Below are 22,718 nucleotides of genomic sequence, written 5' to 3'. Positions count from 1 at the left end.
CGATGACTACTCATGACTCCCGGACGTCACACATCATCGGCAGTTTCGCGGATGTGCCGCTGAAGGACCCGCACACTCCGACGCCGACGGCACCGACCGCAGCGGACGTCGCGGCCCATATCGAGGCGGGCGCGGCAGCGAACAACTACACCGCCGAGCAGGTGGTCTGGTCCACGCCGGAAGGCATCGACGTCAAGCCGGTGTTCACCAAGGCGGACCGCGACGAAGCCGAGGCCGAAGGCTATCCAATCGACAGCTACCCTGGCGCTCCGCCGTTCGTGCGCGGGCCGTATCCGACGATGTACGTCAACCAGCCGTGGACGATCCGTCAGTATGCCGGATTCTCGACCGCGGCCGAGTCGAATGCGTTCTACCGGCGGAATCTCGCTGCCGGGCAGAAGGGCCTGTCGGTCGCGTTCGACCTCGCGACGCACCGCGGCTACGACTCGGATCATCCGCGCGTACAGGGTGACGTCGGAATGGCCGGCGTCGCCATCGATTCCATCTACGACATGCGGCAGCTGTTCGACGGTATCGACCTGGGTAGTGTGTCGGTGTCGATGACCATGAACGGTGCGGTGCTGCCGATTCTGGCTTTGTATGTCGCCGCCGCGCAGGAGCAGGGTGTCGGTCCCGAGAAGCTGGCGGGGACGATTCAGAACGACATCCTCAAAGAGTTCATGGTGCGCAACACTTACATCTATCCGCCGAAGCCGTCGATGCGGATCATTTCCGACATCTTCGCGTACACCAGCTCCGAGATGCCCAAGTACAACTCGATCTCGATATCGGGCTACCACATCCAGGAAGCCGGCGCGACAGCCGATCTGGAGCTGGCGTACACCCTCGCCGACGGTGTGGAGTACATTCGCGCCGGCCTCGACGCAGGCATGGACATCGATACGTTCGCACCGCGCCTGTCGTTCTTCTGGGCCATCGGGATGAACTTCTTCATGGAGGTGGCAAAGCTTCGCGCCGGTCGTCTTCTCTGGTCCGAGCTGGTACAGAAGTTCGAACCGAAGAGTGCGAAGTCGCTTTCCCTACGGACACATTCACAGACATCGGGCTGGTCGCTGACTGCGCAGGACGTGTTCAACAACGTTGCTCGGACCTGTGTCGAAGCGATGGCGGCAACTCAGGGACACACACAGTCACTGCACACCAACGCGCTCGACGAAGCACTTGCACTGCCGACCGACTTCTCTGCCCGCATCGCGCGTAACACGCAGTTGCTGATCCAGCAGGAGTCCAACACGGTGCGGCCGATCGATCCGTGGGGCGGATCGCACTACGTGGAGTGGCTTACCCATCAGCTGGCCAATCGCGCACGTGCACACATCGAAGAGGTCGAGGCAGCAGGAGGCATGGCTCAAGCGATCGGGGAGGGGATTCCCAAACTCCGCATCGAAGAAGCCGCGGCACGCACTCAGGCACGTATCGACTCGGGGCGGCAGCCACTCGTCGGCGTCAACAAGTACGTGCCGGACGAGCCCGACACCATCGAGGTTCTCAAGGTCGAGAACTCCAAGGTGCGACGCGAGCAGATCGAGAAGCTGGAGCGGTTGCGGGCCGAACGCGACACCGAAGCAGTCGAGGCGGCTCTGGCGAACCTGACCCGCGCGGCCGCGTCGACAGAGTCCGGTATGGAGAACAACCTGCTCCATCTCGCGATCGACGCCGCGCGCAAGATGGCCACCGTCGGGGAGATTTCCGACGCGCTGGAGAAGGTGTACGGGCGTCATCAGGCCGAAATCCGGACAATCAGTGGTGTGTACCGCGACGAAGCAGGCAAAGCGAAGAACCTGACCCGAGCGACCGAGTTGGTCGAGCAGTTCGCCGAAGACGAAGGGCGACGCCCGCGCGTGCTCGTCTGCAAGATGGGCCAGGACGGTCACGACCGTGGTCAGAAGGTCATCGCGACCGCGTTCGCGGACATCGGATTCGATGTCGACGTCGGGCCACTGTTCCAGACGCCCGAGGAGGTTGCCCGTCAGGCAGCGGACAACGACGTTCACGTCGTAGGCGTCTCCTCGTTGGCAGCCGGTCACCTGACCCTGGTTCCCGCACTGCGTGAGGCGCTCGCAGCCGTGGATCGCCCCGACATCATGATCGTCGTCGGCGGCGTCATCCCGCCGGGAGACTTCGACGAGCTGTACGAGGCGGGTGCCGCGGCGATCTTCCCACCGGGAACGGTCATCGCCGACGCAGCTATCGGGCTGGTCCAGAAGTTGTCGGAGCAGCTCGGACACGGTCCGAGTACGGACACCCACGAGGCATCCGCGTAAAGAATGACTGCTCCGAAGAAGCCTGCAGGCCGGAACATCGACATCGAGGCCGTGGCAGCGTCCGTGTTGGCCAACGAACGATCTGGGTTGGCCCGCGCGATCACGCTGGTCGAGTCGAGTCGTACCGACCATCGTGACCTAGCGCAGCAACTGTTGCTGAAGTTGCTGCCTAAGGCTGGTGGGTCGCACCGTGTCGGGATCACCGGCGTTCCAGGTGTCGGTAAGTCGACGTTCATCGACGCGCTCGGCATGTACCTGATCGACAAGGGACACAAGGTCGCGGTGCTGGCCGTAGACCCCTCCTCGACTAGGACAGGTGGATCGATCCTGGGCGACAAGACGCGCATGGCGAACTTGGCTGTCCAGAAAGACGCATACATTCGACCGTCGCCCACGTCGGGCACACTCGGGGGAGTTGCTCGGGCAACGCGCGAGACGATCGTGCTGCTCGAGGCAGCGGGATTCGACGTCATCCTCGTCGAGACAGTCGGTGTCGGGCAGTCCGAGGTGACTGTTGCGAACATGGTGGACTGCTTTGCTTTTCTCACTCTGGCGCGTACGGGTGATCAGTTGCAGGGGATCAAGAAGGGCGTTCTCGAACTCGCCGATCTGGTCGCCGTCAACAAAGCCGACGGCAAGCACGCGGTAGAGGCGAAGGGTGCAGCGCGCGAACTCGCCGGTGCTCTACGCATGATCTATCCGCACGACGCGATCTGGCAGCCGCCGGTTCTGACGATGAGTGCGCTGGAAAAGACCGGGATGGACGAGTTCTGGGACACCGTGCTCAGACATCGGCAAGTGTTGACCGATGCAGGCGAGTTCGCCGAGAAGCGTCGTACGCAACAGGTCGACTGGACGTGGACGATGGTCAACGATCAGCTTCTGCGTCGACTCGCGCAGAACCCCGCTGTGAAAGCCATCCGATCGAGCGTCGAACGCCGTGTCCGCGACGGTTCGCTGACCGCTGCTTTGGGAGCTCAGGAATTGCTCGATGCGTTCGATGGGGCTTAGCGAGTAGTCAGTAGAGACGGGACGCGAGGGCTCCGACCCGTTCGATGAGGTCGTCGAAGAAGGCTGCGGGGTCGGTAGTGGTTGCGACCACTGCGTTGCGGGGACGCCCCCACATTCCGCGCCAGTCCGCGACCGTCGTTCCACGAGTCAACGTTCCGTTCAGCTCGACGTCCACCGTCGCCGGACGGACTGTCGCGATACCAGGGTTCAGTGCGACGGCCGCGGCGAACGGGTCGTGCATGTGTGCGAGGAATCCCTGGTCGTGGTCACGATGAAATTCCATGTAGAACCGCACGGCGTCGGAGAAGTGGCGGACGAGCGGATTGGACGCGGTCGACCTCGTCGTCGACGAATCGGTCGCCGACACGATTTCGGCGGGAGTACTTCCGGCGCGGGCGGCCAGCTGCGCGACGTGCGCGGGAGTCATTTCGATGGTCTCGGTGACGTCGAGCGGGCAGATGATCGGTAGTCGGCCGTGTGGTAGGCCCGAGAATGCCGCGAACACTTCCGATGCCGCTTCCGGATCGACGGCGATGTTCCATTCACTCGTCGGCGTCGTGTTTCCTGGATGCTGGAACGCGCCACCCATCACTACCAGTCGCTTCAGCAGCTGCGGTAGATCTGGCTCGATCCGAATTGCCGTCGCCAGATTCGTCAGCGGTCCGGTCACGAGCCCAGTGATCTCACCCGGCCGTTCACGGGCCAACTCCACCCACGCGGTGGCCGCGTCGCGTTCGGACACCGCGCGGGTGGAACGCGGCAGCTCGGCGTACCCGATACCTTGCGGCCCGTGCGTGTCCTCGGTAGTCATCAGCGGAGCGACCAGGGGTGCCTGTGCGCCGAGGGTGACCTCGATTTGGCCGGCTCGGCACAGATCGAGCCACGCCAGGTTGTTGGCGGCAACCTGGTTCACCGGCACGTTGCCCGCGGTGGACGCGATCGACACGATCTCGGCCTCGGGACTGGCCAGCAGGTAGAGCAGAGCGAGCGAGTCGTCGATTCCGGTGTCGACGTCGACGATCAGGGGCACCGAGGCTGGATCGTCGATCAAACTTTCTTGGCCCAGATCTCGAAACCGGCGGCGCGGAGCCGTGTCACCAAGGCATCACCGATCCCAGTGGCCGGGGTGAGAACGCCTGCAGCGTCAGGCAACTCACTTCGGTTGTGCACCAATGCCAGCGCAGATTCGCCGAGCATCACCGACGTCGCCTTGTAACCGGGATCGCCGGTGGCCTTCACCCTCGATCGATAGTGCGCACCCGAGGTCGTCGTCGTGTACAGGTCCATGGTGAAGTGCCCGCTGTCCTGTGCTTTGGGACTCGGACCCTCGCCCGGCTTGGGCAGCACGCGATCGAGAATCTTCTTCGGCAACACGGTCATGCCGACGACTACTGCGCCGAGGCCCGCTGACACAGCACCGGCGATGACGGGCGATGCAAAAGAAGAACCGACGGACATTACTTCCCGGTAGCGAAATTCCTTGCCGTAGGCCCACTCTCGCAGAGCATTGCTACGCCTGACGACGCGTGTGTTGTACGACGCCATGACGAACGGCGCCTTCCAGCCGCGTACGCCCGGTGCGATGTCCTTACCGTTGACAAGTGCTACGTCGGACTGGCGACCCAGATCCGGTTCGAGCGACCGATCGGGGCTCAGGGAGTAGGGCCGTGCGGCAAGGCGGCGCAGCTTGCCATCCTTCTTGACCTCGTCGATCTGGGTTCGCAACGAATCGATGGTGCCGCCGCTCACCCCTCCGCGCATCGCGCTGACGACGAGTGTGGTGTCGGTGAGTTCGCCCGCTCCGTCGTCGGTGACGGCCGAGTACAGCACGTGCACACCGATATCCGACGGAATCGAATCGAAACCGCACGAGTGGATGATCCTGGCACCGGTGCTCCGAGCGATCTCGTGATTGGCGTCGATGCTCTTTCTGGCGAAGAGAACCTCACCGGTGAGGTCGACGTAGTCGGTGCCGGATTCTGCGCACACCGTGGTCAGCGGCAAGCCGTACTTCGCGTACGGGCCGACAGTGGTGATCACGACGCGCGTGCTGGCGGCCAGTGCGCGGAGCGAGTCGATGTCGCTCGCATCGGCCTCGACGAGCGGCCACTGTGCGGCACCGGCGGGTAGTGCCTTTCTGGCGGCCTCCAGCCGCGTCAGTGACCGACCGGCGAGAGCGACTTTCGTGTTCGCAGGCGCATGCTCCGCCAGATACGCCGCCGTGAGACGACCGACGAATCCGGTGGCGCCGTACACCACGATGTCGTAGTCACGTTGCGTGGGAGTGCTGTCGGTCGGATCGGTCGAAGTCATATACGGACACTAACGCGTATCACTTCGTGAGTCGAAGAGCCGAGCGTGAGCGCGCGCGGATCACGAAGAATCCGGCCCAGGAGAGCGCGACAGCGCACGCTGCAGTGAGTCGTACGGCGGCGAGCGCACTGTCGGGGTAGATCACTCCGGTGAGGTAATAATCGATGAACCCGGTCGACGGAAGTGCGGCTCCGCCGGCATGTTGGCGCGCCCAGTTCTCCAATGAGGTCAGCGGGCAGTCGATACCGACGACGATGGACGCGAAACCCCATGCGGCCGCACACGCGTGCAGAAGGATCGTTCGCGGCCACCGCCACGCAACGAACCCACCGACGACGACGTACACGATGAATGCCAGGTGCAGCACCATCGTCACGTCCGCGAGCACTCGATACAGCATGACCGAATCGTATGCCTCAGAACGACCACGTGTGCACTGGTCGGCCCTCGTGCATCAGGGTGAGGTAGTCGGCCAGCATGCCTGCCAGTGCGGACTCGCGGTCGTCTCCTGCGCGTTCCCGGGCAACGACGGCATCGCGTTGCCACACCGAGCCGGATCTCTTGCTCAGGCAGCGGCCTTCGATCACACCCAGGTATCGGTCTCGCACCGAGCTCTCGACGCCGTAGGCAGCGAGGCCGGCGTCGGCCATCGGGAGCAAGCGGCGGAGCACCAGTTCCTGGGGGCTGACCCATCCCACCTCAGGCCAGTAGAGACGAGAGCCGAAGCCGGTACGGGCCGCGGAGTGGAGATTCTCGACGGCTGCGTCGTAGGTCATCTGGGTCCACAGTGGCCGGTCGGCATCGGCGAGGGTGCGGACCGTGCCGTAGTAGAACGCAGCGTCGGCCAGTGTGTCGACGATCGAGGGCCCGGCCGGGAGCACCCGGTTCTCCAGCCGTAGATGATGGCTGCCACCGGAGCGGTCGTAGATCGGCCGATTCCAGCGGTAGACCGTCCCGTTGTGCATCCTGAGCTCCGACAGATCGGGCGTACCTCCTTCGGCGAGTACCGCTTTCGGATCCTCGTCGCTGCACACGGGAAGGAGAGCGGGGAAGTAGCGGGAGTTCTCCTCGAACAGGTCGAAGATCGACGTGATCCATCGTTCGCCGAACCACACCCGAGGCCGGACGCCTTGATTCTTGAGTTCCTGCGGCCTGGTGTCCGTCGCTTGTTCGAACAGCGGAATCCGTGTTTCGTGCCAGAGAGCACGGCCGGCGAAGAACGGTGAGTTCGCGGCGAGGGCAACCTGCACGCCGGCAAGTGCCTGTGCCGCATTCCAGTAGGAGGCGAACTCGTCCGGAGCCACCTGCAAGTGCAACTGCACCGACGTGCACGCGGCCTCCGGGAGAATGGTGTCGGTGATCGTCGACAGTTCCTCCGCTGCTTCGGCTCCCGGCAGAGCCACACCGCTGATCTGGAGTTCGATGTCCTCGCCGCGAGCAGCGAAGATCTGCTGGTTCAAGAGGTCGTAGCGTGGGTTGGCAGACAGCCAGCGATGTTCGAAGTGCTCTTCGGACAGTGTGGGGAGCATTCCGATCATCGCCAGGCGGCTGCCGGACTCACGTGCGCGCGTGTCGGCAGCGTTCAGAGACCTCCTGAGGTCGTCCTCGAGTTCTCGAACGCTGGTACCTCGCAGCGGTCGCGGCGCGACGTTGATCTCGATGTTGAACTGTCCGAGTTCGGTTTGGTAATCGGGATCGGCAATAGCGTCGAGTACTTTCGCGTTCGCCATCGACGGCGCCATTTTCTCGTCGACGAGGTTGAGTTCGACTTCCATCCCGATCATGGGTTCGCCGATCTCGAACGTCTCGTCTGCCAGCATGATCGCGAGTGCGTCCAGACAGTCCTGCACCTTCTGCCTGAATCGGTGCCTGTCCTGCCGAGAGAATTTGCGCTGTTCGACGTCGTCGCCCATCTCTGCCCCACCGTTTCTCGCCCGACGTTCACCCAGGAAGTGAAGGTATATCCGGCAGTATTACAGGGCAAACGCCGCGCAAAGGCGGTTACCAGGGTGACGGGGAGAAGTCCTTGAGGAATTGGCCGTGGACGTCGACGCCGAGTTCGCCCTGCACGATGGGATCGTAGACGCGCGCAGCACCGTCGACCAGGTCGAGGGGAGCGTGGAATCCCTCGCCTGCGAGACGCATCTTCGTCGGATGTGGACGTTCGTCGGTGATCCACCCCGTGTCCACCGCACTCATGAGGATGCCGCTCTCCAGCATCTCTTTCGCACTCGTCCGGGTCAGCATGTTCAGTGCTGCCTTCGCCATATTGGTGTGCGGATGTCCAGGTCCCTTGTACGCGCGGCTGAACTGGCCTTCCATTGCCGAAACGTTGACGACGTACTTGCGTCTGGCAGGCGACGCTTCCATCGCGGCGCGAAGCCGGGACACGAGAATGAACGGTGCGACCGAATTGCAGAGCTGCACTTCGAGTAGCTCCACGGGATCGACCTGCTCGACGGTGTGAATCCAGCTGTTCGTATCGGCGAGGTCGGGAACCAGTCCGCCCGCGTCGATCGCGATTCCCTTCTCGATACGTTCGGCAGTTGCCGAACCGGCACGCAGGGCAAGCGAACTCACTGCCTCGGCCGAGAGAGCCTCGCCCGAGACTGCACCGGTATCGGAATGGGGCAGGGAACTCGCGAGCGATGCGGGATGGGCTTCGCTGGTCTTGCCGAATGTGATGACATCGGGCCGAGCGCCCGACGGCAGTGCTTCGGATTCGGCGTCGATCAACGCGCTGTAGGACCCGGGGGAGCGCTTGACCGTCTGCGCGGCATTGTTGATGAGGATGTCGAGCGGTCCCTCGGCTGCGACGGAGTCCGCGAGGGCCACGACCTGCGCCGGGTCGCGCAGGTCGATGCCGACGATTCGTAGACGGTGCAACCAGGTGTCGCTGTCGTCCATGGCGGAGAATCTGCGGATAGCGTCGCCCGGAAACCGTGTAGTGATGGTCGTGTGTGCACCGTCGCGCAATAGCCGAAGTGCTATGTACATTCCGATTTTCGCGCGGCCTCCGGTGAGCAACGCCCGTCGACCCGACAGGTCCGTTCGGGCATCACGCTTGCTTCGGTTCAGTTCCGCGCAGTCGGGGCACAGTTGGTGGTAGAAGGCGTCGACGAGGGTGTAGCGCTGCTTGCAGATGTAGCAGGGCCTTGCGCGAATCAGAGTTCCCGCGTACTCACCCGACGTCCGTGTCGTCAGCGACAGTCCTGCAGTCTCGTCGTCGATCCGATTGGGCGACCCCGTTGCGGTCGACTCGACGACTGCTCGATCCGCATCGGATTTCGCGTTCCGTGCCGCGATTCGCCGTGATCGTTTGAGGTCCTTGAACAGCTGCCCCGACGCTCGTTGAACGACAATCGAATCAGGATGGTTCTTGTCGAGGGCGCCTGCCAATTTCAGCACTCGCAGGCAGGTGTCCAGATCGGCCGAATCGATGCCGGCCGAATCCCCGTCGGTTGAATCCCCGTCGTACTGAGGATCGGTCATCGGTTCGTCCTTCCAGGCGGTCACACAACCGGTCGTGCACGACCGGGCTCACACAACGAGCTAGGCCCCGATTCCAAAGGAACCGGGGCCTAGGTCGTCTGTCTCAACTCAGAACTTGCGGATCGAAGTTTCGATCTCTGGTGTCCGAGGGGGGACTTGAACCCCCACGTCCGTTAATAGGACACTAGCACCTCAAGCTAGCGCGTCTGCCATTCCGCCACTCGGACCAGTTGCACACCTGCTCGCTGCGTGCTGGACAAAGATATACGACGCGTACCCGATCGCCCAAATCCGCACGTCAGTTCATCCGAAGGACTGCAATGGGTGGTAGGAAAGTGGGGTGTCTTCCGTCGAGAACTCCCCGAACGACCGTGTCCGTACGAATGCTCTCGACGAGGTCGTCGATCTCGTCAGCGCCCTGATCCGATTCGACACCTCGAACACCGGAGAGCTGGAGACCACCAAGGGTGAGAAGGAGTGCGCCGAGTGGGTGGCGCTCAAGCTCCAGGAGGTCGGATACGAGACCGAGTACGTCGAATCCGGCGCTCCAGGACGAGGCAACGTCTTCGCGACTCTGGCTGGTGCCGATCCGACTCGCGGAACGCTCCTGATCCACGGTCATCTCGACGTCGTGCCCGCCGAGCCCGCGGACTGGAGCGTGCATCCGTTCTCCGGCGCCGTCGAGGGCGGGTACGTGTGGGGCCGCGGGGCCGTGGACATGAAGGACATGGTCGGCATGGCACTGGCGCTGGCGCGCCAGTTCAAATCGAACGGAACCGTCCCGCCGCGCACCATCATGTTCGCGTTCCTCGCCGACGAGGAGAACGGTGGGAGGTGGGGATCGCAGTGGCTGGTGCAGAATCGTCCCGACCTGTTCGAGGGTGTGACGGAGGCCGTCGGTGAAGTGGGCGGATTCTCGTTGACCGTCGCGCGGCCGGATGGAACCGAGAAGCGTCTCTACATGGTGGAAACTGCCGAGAAGGGTCTCGGCTGGATGAAGCTCACTGCCAAGGCCCGCGCCGGACACGGATCCTTTCTGCACGACGAGAACGCCGTGACCTATCTTGCCGAGGCGGTCGCGAAGTTGGGCAACCACACGTTCCCGCTGGTCATTTCCGATTCGGTCGCAGAATTCCTGGCCGCGGTGGCGGAGGAAACCGGTCTGGATTTCGACCCGGCCTCACCAGACCTCGACGGAACCCTGCAGAAACTCGGAAGCATCGCGCGAATCGTCGGAGCAACGCTGAGGGACACCGCGAACCCGACGATGCTCGAGGCGGGCTACAAGGCGAACGTCATCCCGCAGTCTGCCGAGGCGGTGGTGGATTGCCGTGTCGTTCCGGGTCGGCAGGCGGAGTTCGAACGCGAGGTCGACGAGCTGATCGGCCCCAACGTCGAACGTGAGTGGATCACCAAGCTCGATTCCTACGAGACCACGTTCGACGGTCATCTCGTCGACGCGATGAACGACGCCGTCCTCGCACACGACGAGAACGGTCGTACGGTTCCGTACATGTTGTCCGGTGGCACGGACGCGAAGGCGTTCGCGAAATTGGGGATCAGGTGCTTCGGGTTCGCTCCACTCAAACTCCCGCCCGAGCTGGACTTCGCAGCACTGTTCCATGGCGTAGACGAGCGTGTTCCTGTCAGTTCGCTCGAGTTCGGTACACAGGTGTTGGAACACTTTCTGCTGCACAGCTGATTCGAAAGGAATTCTCTTGACATACGACCCATACGCCGCCCTGCCTGATCTACCTTCGTTCGAGTTGACGTCCGAGGACATCACCGAGGGCTCGACTCTCGGCCTCCAGCAGGTCAGCGGGATCATGGGCGCAAGCGGACACGACAGTTCGCCCCAGCTCTCCTGGTCCGGCTTCCCCGCGGAGACGAAGAGCTTCGCACTGAGCGTCTACGACCCCGATGCGCCGACGGCGTCCGGATTCTGGCACTGGGCGGTCGCGAACATTCCCGTGTCCACCACCTCGCTGGTCGCCGGTGCGGGCGACGACGGGGGCACCGGAATTCCCATCAGCGCGGTGACGCTGAAGAACGATGCTGGGCTGTTTCGCTACATCGGCGCAGCTCCGCCTGCGGGGCACGGACCGCACCGCTACATCGTCGCGGTGCACGCAGTCGACGTGGAGCGACTCGAAGTCGACGAAACGGCTACGCCGGCATTTCTCGGGTTCAACTTGTTCTCCCATGCCATCGCGCGCGCGACGTTGACGGGTGTGTACGAAGCCTGACCACCGCAGCGCCGAGGCCGTACGAGGGTTCACGCCCGAGTACGGCCTCGGTGCGTTTCAGCGGTTCTCGGAGCCGACAGCGTCGGTCAACGAGGCAAATCCCGCGGCCCGCGCGTGCTGCGCAATGCCTCTGTTGAGCGAGCGCATCCAGAACGGGCCACCGTAGATGAACCCCGTGTATCCCTGAACCAGTGAGGCACCTGCGGTGATTCTCTGCCACGCCTGGTCGGCCGTCTCGATACCGCCGACCGAGATCAGTGCGATCTGCGCACCGACTCGCCCGTAGAGCCGTCGTAGCACCTCGAGCGATCGGTCGGCGAGCGGCGCTCCCGACAGGCCGCCCATTCCTGCCTCGTCGACGACGGCGGCTGGCGTGCGGAGGCCAGACCGACCGATCGTCGTGTTGGTAGCGACGATTCCGGCGAGCCCGAGTTCGACGGCCAGGTCCGCGACAGCGTCGATGTCCTCGTCCGACAGGTCGGGTGCAATCTTTACCAACACAGGCACGGACGACACCGCGAGCACCGCAGACAGGATGGGGCGCAGGGACTCCACGGCCTGTAGGTCGCGCAGCCCCGGGGTGTTGGGTGAGCTGACGTTCACGACGAGGAAGTCTGCGAGCGGTCCGAGGAGCGTTGCGCTCGCGGTGTAGTCGGCAGCGGCTTCCGCGGCGGGCGTCACCTTGGTCTTGCCGATGTTGGCACCGATCGGAATCCCACCTCGGCGAGTGCGCAGAACATTGGCAGCTGCCCCTGCACCGTGATTGTTGAACCCCATTCTGTTCACCAGGGCCCGGTCGTCGGGGAGCCGAAACAGTCGCGGCTGCGGATTGCCAGGCTGCGCCTGTGCGGTGACGGTCCCGATTTCGGCGAAGCCGAAGCCGAGAGCGCCCCAGGTGTCGACTCCGTCGGCGTTCTTGTCGAAGCCGGCGGCCAGCCCGACCGGGTTGGGAAATTCGATCCCGAACACAGTGCTTTTCAACACTGGATCTTCCACGACGAGCAGTCGAACCAGCAACGACCGAAGCGGTGGAAATGCTGTCACTGCACGCATCGAACGAAACGCGATGTGATGGATGCGTTCCGGTGAGATCAGGAACATCAGTCGAAGCAGTGCCTGGTACACGATCCTTCTCTCCTACTTGATTCCCGGCTCCGGGATGTGATGGCTGGTCTTCTTCCGTTTGAGCAGAACCTTGCGGCTTCCATCGGTGTAGAGCCGAACACGGGACAGTTCCCAGCCGCCGAACTCGGCCTGGATCGCCAACCGCATGGACGCGGTCACCCTCGTCACATCAGGCGGAAGCCGAAGCGGGACGTACTCCCAGTCGTCGGAAGCGGACTCCCATTCGGCTGGCATTCGGTTTCGCGTGCTGTTGTTCTTCGACACCGTGGCCTCTCGCATCTTCTCGCGTGCTCGCCGATCGAACTCAGATCCTGTCGCCCGGAGCAACCTTCTGGAGACCATCTCCGACCGCCGAACCGACGTAGAGGTCACCGGTCTCCGAATCGACAGCGATCGAATCCGGCTGCCTCACCGTGGAGAACCTGCCTGCTTCGACCGGGATTCCGGTGTCCAGCGTGTATCCGACCACCTCGTTGTCTCCCGGAGTGCTCACCCACACGATGTCGGACTTGTCATCGTAAGTCAGCGCCCATGGTTGCGTACCGACTGGAAAGCGCTGCCGCAGGAGCAAGTCCTCGGACGAGTACACGAGAAGCTCACTTCCGGCCGCGTCGGTGACGAGGATCCGCCCGTACTCATCGGTGTCCAACCGGGCTGCACCCGTACCTGCGCGCAATGCCAAACCGAGTGATCCGCCGTCGACGTCGATCTTCGTCAGTGACGTTTGATTGCGATCCAACGCGGCGAGGCCGTAGCGAGTCGAGGCCAAGGCGTCGACCGACGACAGTCCGGTGATGGTCTGTGATTCGTTCGTCTCGGTGTCGATAATGTGAATGGTGCCACTGTCGTCACCAGTAGCGACCCGTCCGTCCTGGAGTCGTGCCGCACTGAGCAGACTCCCGTCCACCGGCACCGTCTGTACTTCCGAGCTGCGGAGGTCCACCATCGCCAACTCGCCGTCCATCGGAAGCAGGAGCGATCCGTCTCCCGTTGGGACGATATCGGCGGGCGCGGACGGGAGCGTCACGCTGCGCGGTTGGGCGTCGACGTCGTCGGCGTCGAACATCAGGAGCGTCGTCCGGGAGTCGTCGAGAGCGACAACAGAGCGCGAGCTTGCATCGAATGTGGTGAAATGCAGTCCGGAGGGGAACGCAGTCACCGAACCACTCGGGGGAGTGGACAATTGCGGGGAATCGACTCCCGCCAACGGTTCGACACTGACCGAGTCGGGTTCGTCGGGAGAACTGTTGTCGGAGCATCCGGCCAGCAGCACACACGCCGATGCGGAAGCTACCGCGACGACGGTTCGCCACGGGGTACGTCGGTCTTTCATGGATCCGCCAGTTCCTTGATCGTTCGGATTCGCTTCGATGGTTACCCCAGCCTGCCTGATCGGTCCGACGGAGACGGCGCCGGAGTACTTGATCGGAAATGGGCCATAACAGCTGTACCGTGTTCACGGGGAAACAACGAGGAGTTCAGTTGGTTGCCGAGGAAAGATACAGCGCGGTCCCGACGGGGCTGAAGTTCGACGTCGAGCAGGTCACCACCGGCGCACAAGCGAGTGGGTTCGGCAGCACCGAAGACAACCGACCGTTCGCCTTCCGCGTCTACAAGAGCACTCTCTACCTCGAGATCTATCGGGCCGACCTCCCGACGCCGGTTCCGGACAAGTCGGATGTGACGGCAGTCTCCGAGCAATCGGTCACGGAGATCGACCTCACGGACGAGCGGAGCATCGTCGCGGCCGTTCGAGATGCCGTCAGCAACGCCGACGATCTCAGCGCTGGGCCGAAGGAATCGTCTGCCGTGCGTTCGTTTCTCGAACGTGTGGGATCTGTCTTCGAGAGCATCTAGTCGTCTCGCACGGGTAGTACGAGCAATCCGCCGGTCCGGGGATGGTCGAGCACTTCCACGCGGTGGTTGTACACCCGCGTCAACAGGTCGGCGTCGAGCACCTGGCGAGGAGGACCGAGCGCATCGAGGGATCCGTTGTCGAGGATGGCAATTCTGTCCGCGTACGCGGCGGCAAGCCCTAGGTCGTGCAGGACGACGACCACCGCGTCCCCGTGTGCAGCGCGTGCCCGCGCCACTGCCATGACCGCTTCCTGATGGCCGAGATCGAGCGCTGCGGTCGGTTCGTCCAACAGCAGGGTCGAGGTTCGCTGTGCAAGCACGCGAGCCAGTGACACCCTGGCGCGTTCGCCTCCGGACAGGCTCGCGAACGGGCGATCCGCGAACACTGCCACGTCGCACTCGTCCATCGCGGATGCCACCGCGTCGTCGTCATCATCGGCGAATTCGGTTCCCTGCCACGGGGAGCGGCCCATCCGGATCACCTGCTCGGCGGTGAACGAGAAGCCGACCGTGTGGTGCTGGGGAAGAACTGCTCGCCGGCGGGCCACGCGTACATCCGCCCACTCGTGTAGCGGACGACCGTGCAACGCGACTGCGCCGGCGTGAGCCCGAAGCTCACCGGCGAGCACTGCAAGCAAGGTCGACTTACCTGCTCCGTTCGGGCCGACCAGTGCGAGTACCTCTCCCGCCACGATATCGAGGTCGATCCTGCTCAGAATTTTCCGACCGGATCGAACGGCATCCACGCTCCGCAGGCTCATGGTCACCGAGCCGTCGGTGATCGGCTCGAGCGAGTCGAGGGTTCGCCTGAACGGGTTCATGCCCACCCGCCTTGTTTGGCGCGCGTGCGACGCAGCATCCAGAAGAAGAACGGCGCACCGAGGAGGGACGTGATCATTCCGAGGGGCATGTCCACGTTGTCCACCATGCTGCGTGCCAGGAGGTCCGACGCGAGGAGCACCACCGCACCACACAAAGCGCTGGCCGGAACGAGGGTGCGGTGTGCCGGTCCGAGCAGCATCCGCATGAGGTGCGGCACCACGAGCCCGACGAACAGAATGATGCCGGTGAAGGCAACCGAGGATGCAACCAGTATCGCGACGACGACGATGGCAATCTGACGAAGACCTTCGACGTTCACTCCGAGGTGGCGAGCGACGTTTTCGCCGAGTGCAAGCAGATCGAGGCGCCGCGACAGGGCGACCGATGCCGCGATTCCCACTGCAGCGAGCGGAGTGACCACCGACACAGCCTGCCAGGTGGCGCCGGCAAGGGATCCCAACTGCCAGAACACGATCTGGTCCCGTGCAGCCGGTAATGCGATGAACGTGAACAGCGCGATCAATCCGCCTGCGAACGCGTTGATCGCGACACCCGTCAGGATCAGCGTGACGACCTCGGTTCGGCCGCCACCGCGGGCGAGAACATAGACGGCGACGGTCGTGATCAGTCCGCCGAGAAACGCAGCCGTCGCCACCGACCACACACCCGCGAACGCGCCGCCGAGCACGAAGACCGAGGACGCCCCCACTGCTGCACCCGAAGAGACTCCGATGATGCCCGGCTCGGCGAGAGGATTCGCGAACACGCCTTGCAGTAGTGCGCCAGCGCACCCCAAGCTTGCACCGACTACCGCACCGAGGGCTATCCGCGGGAACCTGACCTGCCACAACGTGACCTCACCGCTCGGATGCGCGGGCATGGGCCCGATGTCGAGGCCGATCCGGTGGAGCACGCTACCCACGACCTCCCACGGAGTCGTCGGAACCTGGCCGACGCACGCCGAGAACACCGCGAGGCCGAGACCGAGCACGACAAGGGCTGCAAACACCGACACCGTGCGTGACCGCCCGTCGATCGACATCACTGCGCAGGGTCGTAGACGGCTCTGGCCAGGGCATCGAGAACCTTGCCGGTATTTGGTCCGAAACTCAGTACGACTCCGTCCGCCATGTCGACCACCCGCTCGGACTGTCCGGCCGGAGTCTGCGCGATTCCTGGCACCTGTTCGAGGCCGGCGATCCCGCCGATCGATTCCAAGCCACCGGTCATCATCAGAATGACGTCGGGAGCTGCTGCGATGAGAGCCTCACTGGTGATCGCCACGAACTGTTGAGTTACCCCGGACGCGGTACCGGCATCGGTGGCCCCGAGCGCCTCGATGAGAGCGTCTGCGCCCGATCCTGGACCGGCCAGCATCTTGATAGCGGACCCGCGCATGTAGAGGAACGCGATCTTCAATGGTTCGCCGTCCGTCGGCGCCAGTGCGCGTGCAGCGGCGATCTCGGACATCGTTCGTTCGGCGAGCCGATCACCCTGTTCCGGTACACCGAGTGCGGCGGCGACGGACTCGATCTGGCCTGCCACACCGTCCATCGAACGTGTCGGGTCGAAGTAGACGACGGCGATTCCGGCCGCGCGCAGTTGATCCTGGACTCCTCGGGGTCCGATGCTGGTGTCGGTGAGTACGACTGTCGGGTCGAGCGCGAGGATTCCCTCCGCGCTGAGTGAGTGTCCGGTCGGTGTGACATCGGTGACGTCGGCGACCGCGGGAAACGATGCAGAGGTGTCGCGCCCGACGAGGTTGTCTCCGAGACCGAGCGCGTAGACCGTCGTCGTGAGCGTTCCGTATTGATCTGCCGCAACGATCCTGCTGGTATCGGTGATCGTGACGTCGACGCCGTCGAAGCTACGCACCGTCGCAGGCAGGGACGGCGTCGGTGCCGATTCGATAGGTTCTGGATCGGGATCGCTGATCTCCGCGGTCCGTGGACCGACGACCGAGTCGGTTGCTGCAACCTCAGGACCGGAGCAGGCGACGAGGGCACAGATCGTCGTCACAGCGATCGAGGCCACCGCGATCCTCGTGAGAAACGTCATGCGACGCGTTGACTCTCGGGCTTCTTCGACGTCCACGGAGACAAGGTTAGCCTGTGCAGGGTCAGCTGCTGACGTCGTCCAATGCAGCGGCGATGGCAGGTGGCAATTCCAGATCCTCCGCGACGAGAATGCCGGTCAGCTGGGCCAGATCGCGCGCGCCGACGATAGCCGACGCAACACCAGGGCGGTCGCGAGCCCACGCCAGCGCGACGGTGAGCGGGGATGTCTTCAGCCCGCTGGCGGCCGTGACAGCGGCATCGACGACGTTGACAGCGGTGTCGGTGAGGTATCCCGCGATCGCGTCCGCGTGTGCATCGTCCGCGCCACGCGAGTCGGCGGGAGTGCCCTGGCTGTACTTGCCGGTGAGAACGCCACCTGCCAAGGGCACCGCGGCAAGAACTCCCACGCCATGGTGCCGAGCAGCCGGAAGAAGTTCGTCCTCCACGCCGCGCGCCAACAGCGAGTATTCCGCCTGCGTGGCGACGATCCGCCCGGCGCCGGCTGCACCCGCCGCCGTCGCCAGCTGCCAGCCGAGGTATCCGCGCGCCCCGACGTAGCGCACCTTCCCACTGGTGACTGCGTAGTCGAGCGTCGCCGCAACCTCGTCGACCGGGGTGTATTGATCCCAGGTACCGATCTGCCACAGATCGAGGTATTCGGTTCCGAGCTCGCGAAGTGTTGTCTCCAGCTGGTCGAGGAGGGCCCGCCTCGAACAATCGATGCGGTACCGGCCCTTGGATGTCGTGATCCCAGCGGAGCCGCTCACGATCAACTCACGGCGGGGCACGACGTCGTCGAGGACCTCGGCGAGTACCCGTTGCGCGCGGCCTTCGCCGTACGACGGGGAGGTGTCGACGAGGGTGCCTCCGGCCTCGGCGAATGCCGACAGCTGGGCTGCGGCGTCGTCGCCGTCGGTCCCGCTGCCCCAACCGAGTGTGCCGAGACCGACACGCGACACGCGCAGGCCGCTGGAGCCGACAGATCTCTGCTTCATGGTGTTCGAGGATTCCTCACGTTTTTTTCGGGCCACGCATTTTTCGGGCGCAGTGGCACCAGGTGAGCACAGTAGTGCGCGAGAGGCGGTCGTGCGAGCCTGCCGCGCCGCGCACCGAGAGTCGCGGCCGATACCGCCCGCGCCCGCCGGGTACGGTCGTGGCCGTGAATTATGTAGACGGCACCTCGGCGGTGCGGCAGTGATCGGCGAATCGATGACCTGGGTACAGGCGATCATCCTCGGTGCGGTGCAGGGCCTGACCGAGTTCCTTCCCATTTCATCGTCCGGCCATCTGCGCATCGTGTCGGAAGTGTTCTTCGGTGACGATGCCGGTGCGTCGTTCACAGCGGTGAGTCAACTCGGGACCGAGGCAGCCGTGCTGCTGTTCTTCTGGCGGGACATCGTGCGGATCGTGCGTGCGTGGTTCGCCGGTCTGCTCGACAAGTCGAAGCGAGAACTCGACTATCGATTGGGCTGGTATGTGATCATCGCCACCATTCCCATCGGCATTCTCGGTTTCCTGTTCAAGGATCAGATCCGAACCGGCGCACGAAACTTGTGGCTCATCGCCACGATGCTCATCGTGTTCGCCATCGTCATCGCCGTCGCCGAGTACGTCGGAGCCAAACGCAGGCCGATCGAGAAGATCACCACGAAGGACGGCCTGATCATGGGAGCCGCGCAGTGCCTGGCATTGATTCCCGGGGTATCTCGTTCCGGCGCGACGACGAGCGCAGGCCTGTTCATGGGCCTGGAACGCGAGGCCGCAGTGCGATTCTCGTTCCTGTTGGCGATTCCGGCGGTCACCGCATCGGGTCTGTTCTCGCTTCCCGACGCGTTCGAGCCGGCCGGAGAAGGCCTGAACGCATCAGGCGCTCAACTCGTCGTCGCGACGATCATCGCGTTCGCACTCGGCTACGCGTCGATCGCCTGGCTGCTGAAGTTCGTCGCGAATCACTCGCTGTACTGGTTCGTCGGGTACCGGATCGTGCTCGGTGCCGGAGTAATGGCGCTGCTGGCCGCGGGAGTCGTCTCGGCTACGTGACCGAAGGCCGCTACTAGGGTGGTGTCATGACGGTGATCTTGCTGCGGCACGGCCGCTCGACTTCGAACACAGCAGGAACATTGGCGGGGCGGTCGCTCGGTGTCGAGCTGGATGACAAGGGACGCGAGCAGGCAGCGCACGTCGCCGATCGTCTGGGTTCGCTGCCGATCGAAGAAGTTGTGCGTTCGCCCCTGCAGCGATGCGAGCAGACGGTTCTGCCGTTGTCCGAACGGCGGGGATTGACTCCGGTCGTCGACGACCGACTGGTCGAAGTCGACTACGGATCGTGGACTGGCCGAACCATCAAGGAACTTCTTGCGGAGCCGTTGTGGAAGGTTGTCCAGCAACACCCTTCGGCCGCAGTGTTTCCTGGCGGCGAGGGATTGGCGGCAGTACAGGCGAGGGCGGTGTCGGCAGTCCGTGAGCATGATGCTCGACTTGCCGCGGAGTACGGACGCGATGTGCTGTGGGTTGCGTGTTCGCACGGAGACGTCATCAAGTCGATCGTTGCCGACGCCGTCGGATGTCATCTGGATTCATTTCAGCGAATCGTGGCGGACCCGGCGTCGATCAGTGTGATCAGATACACCACCACCAGGCCGTTCGTAGTACGTACCAACGACATGGGACTGGACCTGTCGGGATTGGTGGCGGCGCCGGCTAAAGCCGAGTCCGACGCCGTCCCGGGCGGAGGTTCCGGGACGTAGCGCCGACATAGCGGATAATGGAACTTCGAGGGCCCGAAGCGGAGGGTCCTCGAAAACGAAATGCAGGAGGTGCAATGCCACGCGCAATACATGTTTTCCGCACCCCTGATCGATTTGTCGCGGGAACTGTGGGCGAGCCGGGCGACCGATCGTTCTTCCTCCAGGCGGTCCACGATGCCCGTGTGGTGTCGGTGGCTCTCGAGAAACAGCAGGTGCAGGTTCTCGCCGACAGGATGGGTCTGCTGTTGGAGGAAGTCCATCGTCGGTTCGGCGCGGATGTTCCTCCCGAGGAGACCGAGGTGGGCGACACCAGTCCTCTGCTGACCCCGATCGACACCGAATTCAGGGTCGGCACCATGGGGCTCGGTTGGGACGCCGATGCAGGTGCAGTGGTTGTGGAATTGTTGGCGGTGAGCGAGTCGGAAATCGACGAGTCCGTCGTCCTCGACGACACCGAGGAGGGTCCCGACGCGGTTCGGGTGTTCCTGACCCCGATTCAGGCACGAGAGTTCGCTCTGCGTTCGGAGCGGGTCATCGCAGCCGGACGCGCGCCGTGCCCGTTGTGCGGCCAACCGCTCACCCAGGACGGTCACATCTGCATACGCACCAACGGCTACCGGCGTGATGCGACCTTCGGGTCGGCGGCCGAACTCGGCGACGAGCTTTGACCGAAGGCCGGCCGCTGTTCGAGGGGCGGCACGCGATGGAGACAGGCGACCTCACGGTGGTCGGTCGAGTGGTGTCCGCAAGCAATGCGACGTTGGTATGTGAGGCAGCGGCCGGCGAGAACGACGCGCCGGTCCGATGCGTCTACAAGCCCGTCAGGGGAGAGGTGCCGCTCTGGGATTTCCCGGACGGGACGCTGGCGGGCCGCGAAGTGGCATCGTACGAGATATCCAACGCGCTGGGATGGGACGTCATACCGACGACGATTCTGCGGGACGGCCCGTTCGGTCCAGGCATGGTGCAGCGGTGGATCGACACACCGGAGCGGCACGGTGAGCACGGCGATCGGGTGGATCTCGTCGACATCTGTCGACCGGACCTCGTTCCGTCCGGGTGGATCCCGGTGTTGGAGGCGTACGACGGTGAGGGCCAGGAAGTCGCCCTCATTCACGCCGACGACCCACGACTGCAGCGCATGGCCGTTCTCGACATTCTTCTCAACAACGCGGACCGCAAAGGTGGCCACGCCCTCGAAGGCCTCGACGGGTACGTCTACGGAGTCGATCACGGCATCTGTCTGCACCACGACGACAAACTACGGACCGTCCTGTGGGGTTGGGCAGGTACAGCCGTCGATGACGCTCTGATGGCAGACATCGCCGATTTCGTCGAGTCGTTCGCCGATCGGGTGGAGCCACGCGTGCGAGGCCACATCACCGAATCGGAGACGGACGCTTTGCTCGCACGTGCACGCGCGCTCGTGCAGAACCCCGTCATGCCGCAGCCGCGTTCCAATAGGCCTATACCGTGGCCCGCCTTCTGATACCTCTCGGATAGGCTCGAGTGCATGCATTCCTGGTCCGATACAACCGTTCCGTCGATCCCTGGTCAGGGACCCCCGCTTCGGTTGTACGACACCGCTGATCGCCAAGTCAGGCCCGTCACGCCCGGCGCCGAAGCGAAGATGTACGTCTGCGGAATAACGCCGTACGACGCTACTCACCTCGGCCATGCAGCCACTTACCTCACCTTCGATCTGGTCAACCGCTTGTGGCGTGACGCCGGACACGATGTGCACTACGTCCAGAACGTGACCGACGTGGACGACCCGCTGTTCGAACGCGCGAACAGAGACGGCGAGAGCTGGATCACCCTCGGCAACCGCGAGATTCAACTGTTCCGGGAGGATATGGAAGCGCTCCGGATTCTTCCCCCGCGCGACTACATCGGTGCCGTCGAATCCGTCGACGAGGTCATCGAATTGGTGGAGAAGCTGATTGCGTCCGGTGCCGCGTACGTCGTCGACGATGCCGAGTTCCCCGATGTCTATTTTCGGGCCGACGCCAACGCGGCGTTCGGCTACGAATCCGGATACGACCGGGCGACGATGGACAAGTTCTTCGCCGAACGCGGAGGGGATCCGGACAGGGCAGGCAAGCGTGATTCGCTCGATGCGTTGTTGTGGCGTACCGAACGCGAGGGTGAGCCGTCGTGGCCCTCTCCGTTCGGAGCCGGCCGACCCGGCTGGCACGTCGAATGTGCCGCGATCGCACTGAACCGTATCGGCACCGGCTTCGATATTCAGGGCGGTGGAAGTGACCTTATTTTCCCGCACCACGAGTTCTCCGCCGCACACGCAGAAGCGGCAACGGGTGGTGAGCGGTTCGCGCGGCACTACGTACACACGGGAATGATCGGTCTCGACGGCGAGAAGATGTCGAAGAGTCGCGGGAATCTGGTGTTCGTCTCGAAGCTACGGGCTGCAGGAGTAGACCCGTCGGCCGTCCGACTCGGTTTGCTGTCCGGGCATTATCGCCAGGACCGGGCGTGGACCGACGAGGTTCTCGAGCGCGCGCACACGCGGCTGGAGTTGTGGCGTGCTGCAGCTGGTCTCGATTCGGCTACCAATGCGGACGATGTGATCATGCGCCTGCGGCAGCACCTCGCCGATGATCTCGACACCCCGAAAGCACTCGATGCACTCGATGCGTGGGCCAGTTTCGCGGTGGAGCGCGGGGGTTCGGACAACGCTGCACCCGGTGCGTTCGCCGATGCGGTCGACGCATTGCTCGGCATTCCGCTGCGCTGAAGTTCCAA

22 protein-coding genes and 1 tRNA gene are annotated in these 22,718 nt (G+C 63.8%); 10 read left to right on the top strand and 13 right to left on the bottom strand.

Features of this window, described 5'->3' with window-relative positions; translation table 11 throughout:
* Nucleotides 1-2 precede the first annotated feature (2 nt).
* Complete coding sequence (gene scpA / locus ACODSO_RS08585; protein ID WP_489036439.1) at nt 3-2,285, top strand: methylmalonyl-CoA mutase; 2,283 nt, start codon at nt 3-5, stop codon at nt 2,283-2,285.
* 3 nt (nt 2,286-2,288) lie between these two features.
* A complete protein-coding gene (meaB, locus tag ACODSO_RS08580) occupies nt 2,289-3,296 on the top strand; it encodes a methylmalonyl Co-A mutase-associated GTPase MeaB (RefSeq protein ID WP_489036438.1) in 1,008 nt (335 codons plus the stop codon).
* 7 nt (nt 3,297-3,303) lie between these two features.
* Here the strand turns inward: meaB and ACODSO_RS08575 are convergent, their stop codons facing one another.
* The 6 genes from ACODSO_RS08575 to ACODSO_RS08550 all read right to left on the bottom strand — a co-directional run bounded on the left by ACODSO_RS08575 (nt 3,304) and on the right by ACODSO_RS08550 (nt 9,328).
* Nucleotides 3,304-4,344 (bottom strand): nucleoside hydrolase, encoded by a 1,041-nt coding sequence (locus ACODSO_RS08575; RefSeq protein WP_489036542.1) that lies wholly within the window; start codon nt 4,342-4,344, stop codon nt 3,304-3,306.
* Complete coding sequence (locus tag ACODSO_RS08570) at nt 4,344-5,609, bottom strand: saccharopine dehydrogenase family protein (protein ID WP_489036436.1); 1,266 nt, start codon at nt 5,607-5,609, stop codon at nt 4,344-4,346. Before ACODSO_RS08570 ends, ACODSO_RS08575 begins: the two co-directional genes overlap by 1 nt.
* Before the next feature lie 19 nt (nt 5,610-5,628).
* Complete coding sequence (locus ACODSO_RS08565) at nt 5,629-6,009, bottom strand: DUF2784 domain-containing protein (RefSeq protein ID WP_489036434.1); 381 nt, start codon at nt 6,007-6,009, stop codon at nt 5,629-5,631.
* Between the two features lie 16 nt (nt 6,010-6,025).
* Complete coding sequence (locus tag ACODSO_RS08560; RefSeq protein ID WP_489036432.1) at nt 6,026-7,522, bottom strand: glutamate-cysteine ligase family protein; 1,497 nt, start codon at nt 7,520-7,522, stop codon at nt 6,026-6,028.
* Nucleotides 7,523-7,610: 88 nt separating this feature from the next.
* Nucleotides 7,611-9,101 carry an SDR family NAD(P)-dependent oxidoreductase gene (locus ACODSO_RS08555; RefSeq protein WP_489036430.1) on the bottom strand — a complete coding sequence of 497 codons (1,491 nt, stop codon included), beginning with the start codon at nt 9,099-9,101 and terminating at the stop codon, nt 7,611-7,613.
* Nucleotides 9,102-9,239: 138 nt separating this feature from the next.
* Nucleotides 9,240-9,328, bottom strand: a tRNA-Leu gene (locus tag ACODSO_RS08550).
* 113 nt (nt 9,329-9,441) lie between these two features.
* Between ACODSO_RS08550 and ACODSO_RS08545 the strand changes: the two genes are divergently transcribed.
* Nucleotides 9,442-10,803 carry a M20/M25/M40 family metallo-hydrolase gene (locus tag ACODSO_RS08545; protein WP_489036429.1) on the top strand — a complete coding sequence of 454 codons (1,362 nt, stop codon included), beginning with the start codon at nt 9,442-9,444 and terminating at the stop codon, nt 10,801-10,803.
* A gap of 16 nt (nt 10,804-10,819) precedes the next feature.
* Complete coding sequence (locus tag ACODSO_RS08540) at nt 10,820-11,347, top strand: YbhB/YbcL family Raf kinase inhibitor-like protein (RefSeq protein WP_489036428.1); 528 nt, start codon at nt 10,820-10,822, stop codon at nt 11,345-11,347.
* Between the two features lie 57 nt (nt 11,348-11,404).
* Here the strand turns inward: ACODSO_RS08540 and ACODSO_RS08535 are convergent, their stop codons facing one another.
* The 3 genes from ACODSO_RS08535 to ACODSO_RS08525 all read right to left on the bottom strand — a co-directional run bounded on the left by ACODSO_RS08535 (nt 11,405) and on the right by ACODSO_RS08525 (nt 13,805).
* Nucleotides 11,405-12,472: a quinone-dependent dihydroorotate dehydrogenase gene (locus ACODSO_RS08535; RefSeq protein ID WP_489036427.1), complete on the bottom strand. Its 1,068-nt coding sequence runs from the start codon at nt 12,470-12,472 to the stop codon at nt 11,405-11,407.
* A gap of 12 nt (nt 12,473-12,484) precedes the next feature.
* Nucleotides 12,485-12,706 carry a DUF5703 family protein gene (locus ACODSO_RS08530; RefSeq protein ID WP_489036426.1) on the bottom strand — a complete coding sequence of 74 codons (222 nt, stop codon included), beginning with the start codon at nt 12,704-12,706 and terminating at the stop codon, nt 12,485-12,487.
* Between the two features lie 70 nt (nt 12,707-12,776).
* Entirely contained in the window at nt 12,777-13,805 is a 1,029-nt protein-coding gene (locus ACODSO_RS08525) for an NHL repeat-containing protein (RefSeq protein WP_489036425.1), read from the bottom strand.
* Nucleotides 13,806-13,954: 149 nt separating this feature from the next.
* Between ACODSO_RS08525 and ACODSO_RS08520 the strand changes: the two genes are divergently transcribed.
* A complete protein-coding gene (locus ACODSO_RS08520) occupies nt 13,955-14,329 on the top strand; it encodes a hypothetical protein (protein ID WP_489036424.1) in 375 nt (124 codons plus the stop codon).
* Here the strand turns inward: ACODSO_RS08520 and ACODSO_RS08515 are convergent.
* The 4 genes from ACODSO_RS08515 to ACODSO_RS08500 all read right to left on the bottom strand — a co-directional run bounded on the left by ACODSO_RS08515 (nt 14,326) and on the right by ACODSO_RS08500 (nt 18,203).
* Nucleotides 14,326-15,150: a heme ABC transporter ATP-binding protein gene (locus ACODSO_RS08515; protein WP_489036423.1), complete on the bottom strand. Its 825-nt coding sequence runs from the start codon at nt 15,148-15,150 to the stop codon at nt 14,326-14,328. The genes ACODSO_RS08520 and ACODSO_RS08515 overlap by 4 nt on opposite strands.
* Nucleotides 15,147-16,193, bottom strand: coding sequence for a FecCD family ABC transporter permease (locus ACODSO_RS08510; protein ID WP_489036422.1), 1,047 nt, complete (start codon nt 16,191-16,193; stop codon nt 15,147-15,149). The genes ACODSO_RS08515 and ACODSO_RS08510 overlap by 4 nt, the downstream gene beginning before the upstream one ends.
* The gene (locus ACODSO_RS08505; RefSeq protein WP_489036541.1) at nt 16,193-17,209 is read right to left on the bottom strand and encodes a heme/hemin ABC transporter substrate-binding protein; all 1,017 of its coding nucleotides are present in this window, start codon (nt 17,207-17,209) and stop codon (nt 16,193-16,195) included. The genes ACODSO_RS08510 and ACODSO_RS08505 overlap by 1 nt, the downstream gene beginning before the upstream one ends.
* A 61-nt stretch (nt 17,210-17,270) precedes the next feature.
* On the bottom strand, nt 17,271-18,203 hold the full coding sequence (locus ACODSO_RS08500; RefSeq protein WP_489036421.1) for an aldo/keto reductase: 933 nt from the start codon (nt 18,201-18,203) through the stop codon (nt 17,271-17,273).
* 202 nt (nt 18,204-18,405) lie between these two features.
* Here ACODSO_RS08500 and ACODSO_RS08495 point away from each other — a divergent pair, with 202 nt between their 5' ends.
* The 5 genes from ACODSO_RS08495 to mshC all read left to right on the top strand — a co-directional run bounded on the left by ACODSO_RS08495 (nt 18,406) and on the right by mshC (nt 22,710).
* A complete protein-coding gene (locus ACODSO_RS08495; protein ID WP_197480551.1) occupies nt 18,406-19,248 on the top strand; it encodes an undecaprenyl-diphosphate phosphatase in 843 nt (280 codons plus the stop codon).
* 26 nt (nt 19,249-19,274) lie between these two features.
* A complete protein-coding gene (locus ACODSO_RS08490) occupies nt 19,275-19,955 on the top strand; it encodes a histidine phosphatase family protein (RefSeq protein WP_489036420.1) in 681 nt (226 codons plus the stop codon).
* Between the two features lie 74 nt (nt 19,956-20,029).
* Entirely contained in the window at nt 20,030-20,623 is a 594-nt protein-coding gene (locus tag ACODSO_RS08485) for a DUF3090 domain-containing protein (protein ID WP_068368609.1), read from the top strand.
* Nucleotides 20,624-20,658: 35 nt separating this feature from the next.
* Nucleotides 20,659-21,444, top strand: a complete 786-nt coding sequence (locus ACODSO_RS08480) for an SCO1664 family protein (protein WP_489036419.1) — start codon at nt 20,659-20,661, stop codon at nt 21,442-21,444.
* A 24-nt stretch (nt 21,445-21,468) separates the two neighbouring features.
* Nucleotides 21,469-22,710 (top strand): cysteine--1-D-myo-inosityl 2-amino-2-deoxy-alpha-D-glucopyranoside ligase, encoded by a 1,242-nt coding sequence (gene mshC, locus ACODSO_RS08475; RefSeq protein ID WP_489036418.1) that lies wholly within the window; start codon nt 21,469-21,471, stop codon nt 22,708-22,710.
* Nucleotides 22,711-22,718 lie beyond the last annotated feature (8 nt).

The organism is Rhodococcus sp. FG69, from assembly GCF_057808915.1.
The sequence above is the reverse complement of the archived record's forward strand: the minus strand, read 5'-3'. Positions and strand labels throughout refer to the sequence as shown.

What these genes read in the sequence shown, in the direction of transcription:
- meaB (WP_489036438.1), top strand. Translation starts at nt 2,289, where the DNA reads ATGACTGCTCCGAAGAAGCCTGCAGGCCGGAACATCGACATCGAGGCC.
- ACODSO_RS08500 (WP_489036421.1), bottom strand. Translation starts at nt 18,203, where the DNA reads ATGAAGCAGAGATCTGTCGGCTCCAGCGGCCTGCGCGTGTCGCGTGTC.
- ACODSO_RS08570 (WP_489036436.1), bottom strand. Translation starts at nt 5,609, where the DNA reads ATGACTTCGACCGATCCGACCGACAGCACTCCCACGCAACGTGACTAC.
- ACODSO_RS08485 (WP_068368609.1), top strand. Translation starts at nt 20,030, where the DNA reads ATGCCACGCGCAATACATGTTTTCCGCACCCCTGATCGATTTGTCGCG.
- ACODSO_RS08565 (WP_489036434.1), bottom strand. Translation starts at nt 6,009, where the DNA reads ATGCTGTATCGAGTGCTCGCGGACGTGACGATGGTGCTGCACCTGGCA.
- ACODSO_RS08525 (WP_489036425.1), bottom strand. Translation starts at nt 13,805, where the DNA reads ATGAAAGACCGACGTACCCCGTGGCGAACCGTCGTCGCGGTAGCTTCC.
- scpA (WP_489036439.1), top strand. Translation starts at nt 3, where the DNA reads ATGACTACTCATGACTCCCGGACGTCACACATCATCGGCAGTTTCGCG.
- ACODSO_RS08505 (WP_489036541.1), bottom strand. Translation starts at nt 17,209, where the DNA reads ATGACGTTTCTCACGAGGATCGCGGTGGCCTCGATCGCTGTGACGACG.
- ACODSO_RS08530 (WP_489036426.1), bottom strand. Translation starts at nt 12,706, where the DNA reads ATGCCAGCCGAATGGGAGTCCGCTTCCGACGACTGGGAGTACGTCCCG.
- ACODSO_RS08480 (WP_489036419.1), top strand. Translation starts at nt 20,659, where the DNA reads ATGGAGACAGGCGACCTCACGGTGGTCGGTCGAGTGGTGTCCGCAAGC.
- ACODSO_RS08515 (WP_489036423.1), bottom strand. Translation starts at nt 15,150, where the DNA reads ATGAACCCGTTCAGGCGAACCCTCGACTCGCTCGAGCCGATCACCGAC.
- mshC (WP_489036418.1), top strand. Translation starts at nt 21,469, where the DNA reads ATGCATTCCTGGTCCGATACAACCGTTCCGTCGATCCCTGGTCAGGGA.
- ACODSO_RS08555 (WP_489036430.1), bottom strand. Translation starts at nt 9,101, where the DNA reads ATGACCGATCCTCAGTACGACGGGGATTCAACCGACGGGGATTCGGCC.
- ACODSO_RS08560 (WP_489036432.1), bottom strand. Translation starts at nt 7,522, where the DNA reads ATGGGCGACGACGTCGAACAGCGCAAATTCTCTCGGCAGGACAGGCAC.
- ACODSO_RS08490 (WP_489036420.1), top strand. Translation starts at nt 19,275, where the DNA reads ATGACGGTGATCTTGCTGCGGCACGGCCGCTCGACTTCGAACACAGCA.
- ACODSO_RS08510 (WP_489036422.1), bottom strand. Translation starts at nt 16,193, where the DNA reads ATGTCGATCGACGGGCGGTCACGCACGGTGTCGGTGTTTGCAGCCCTT.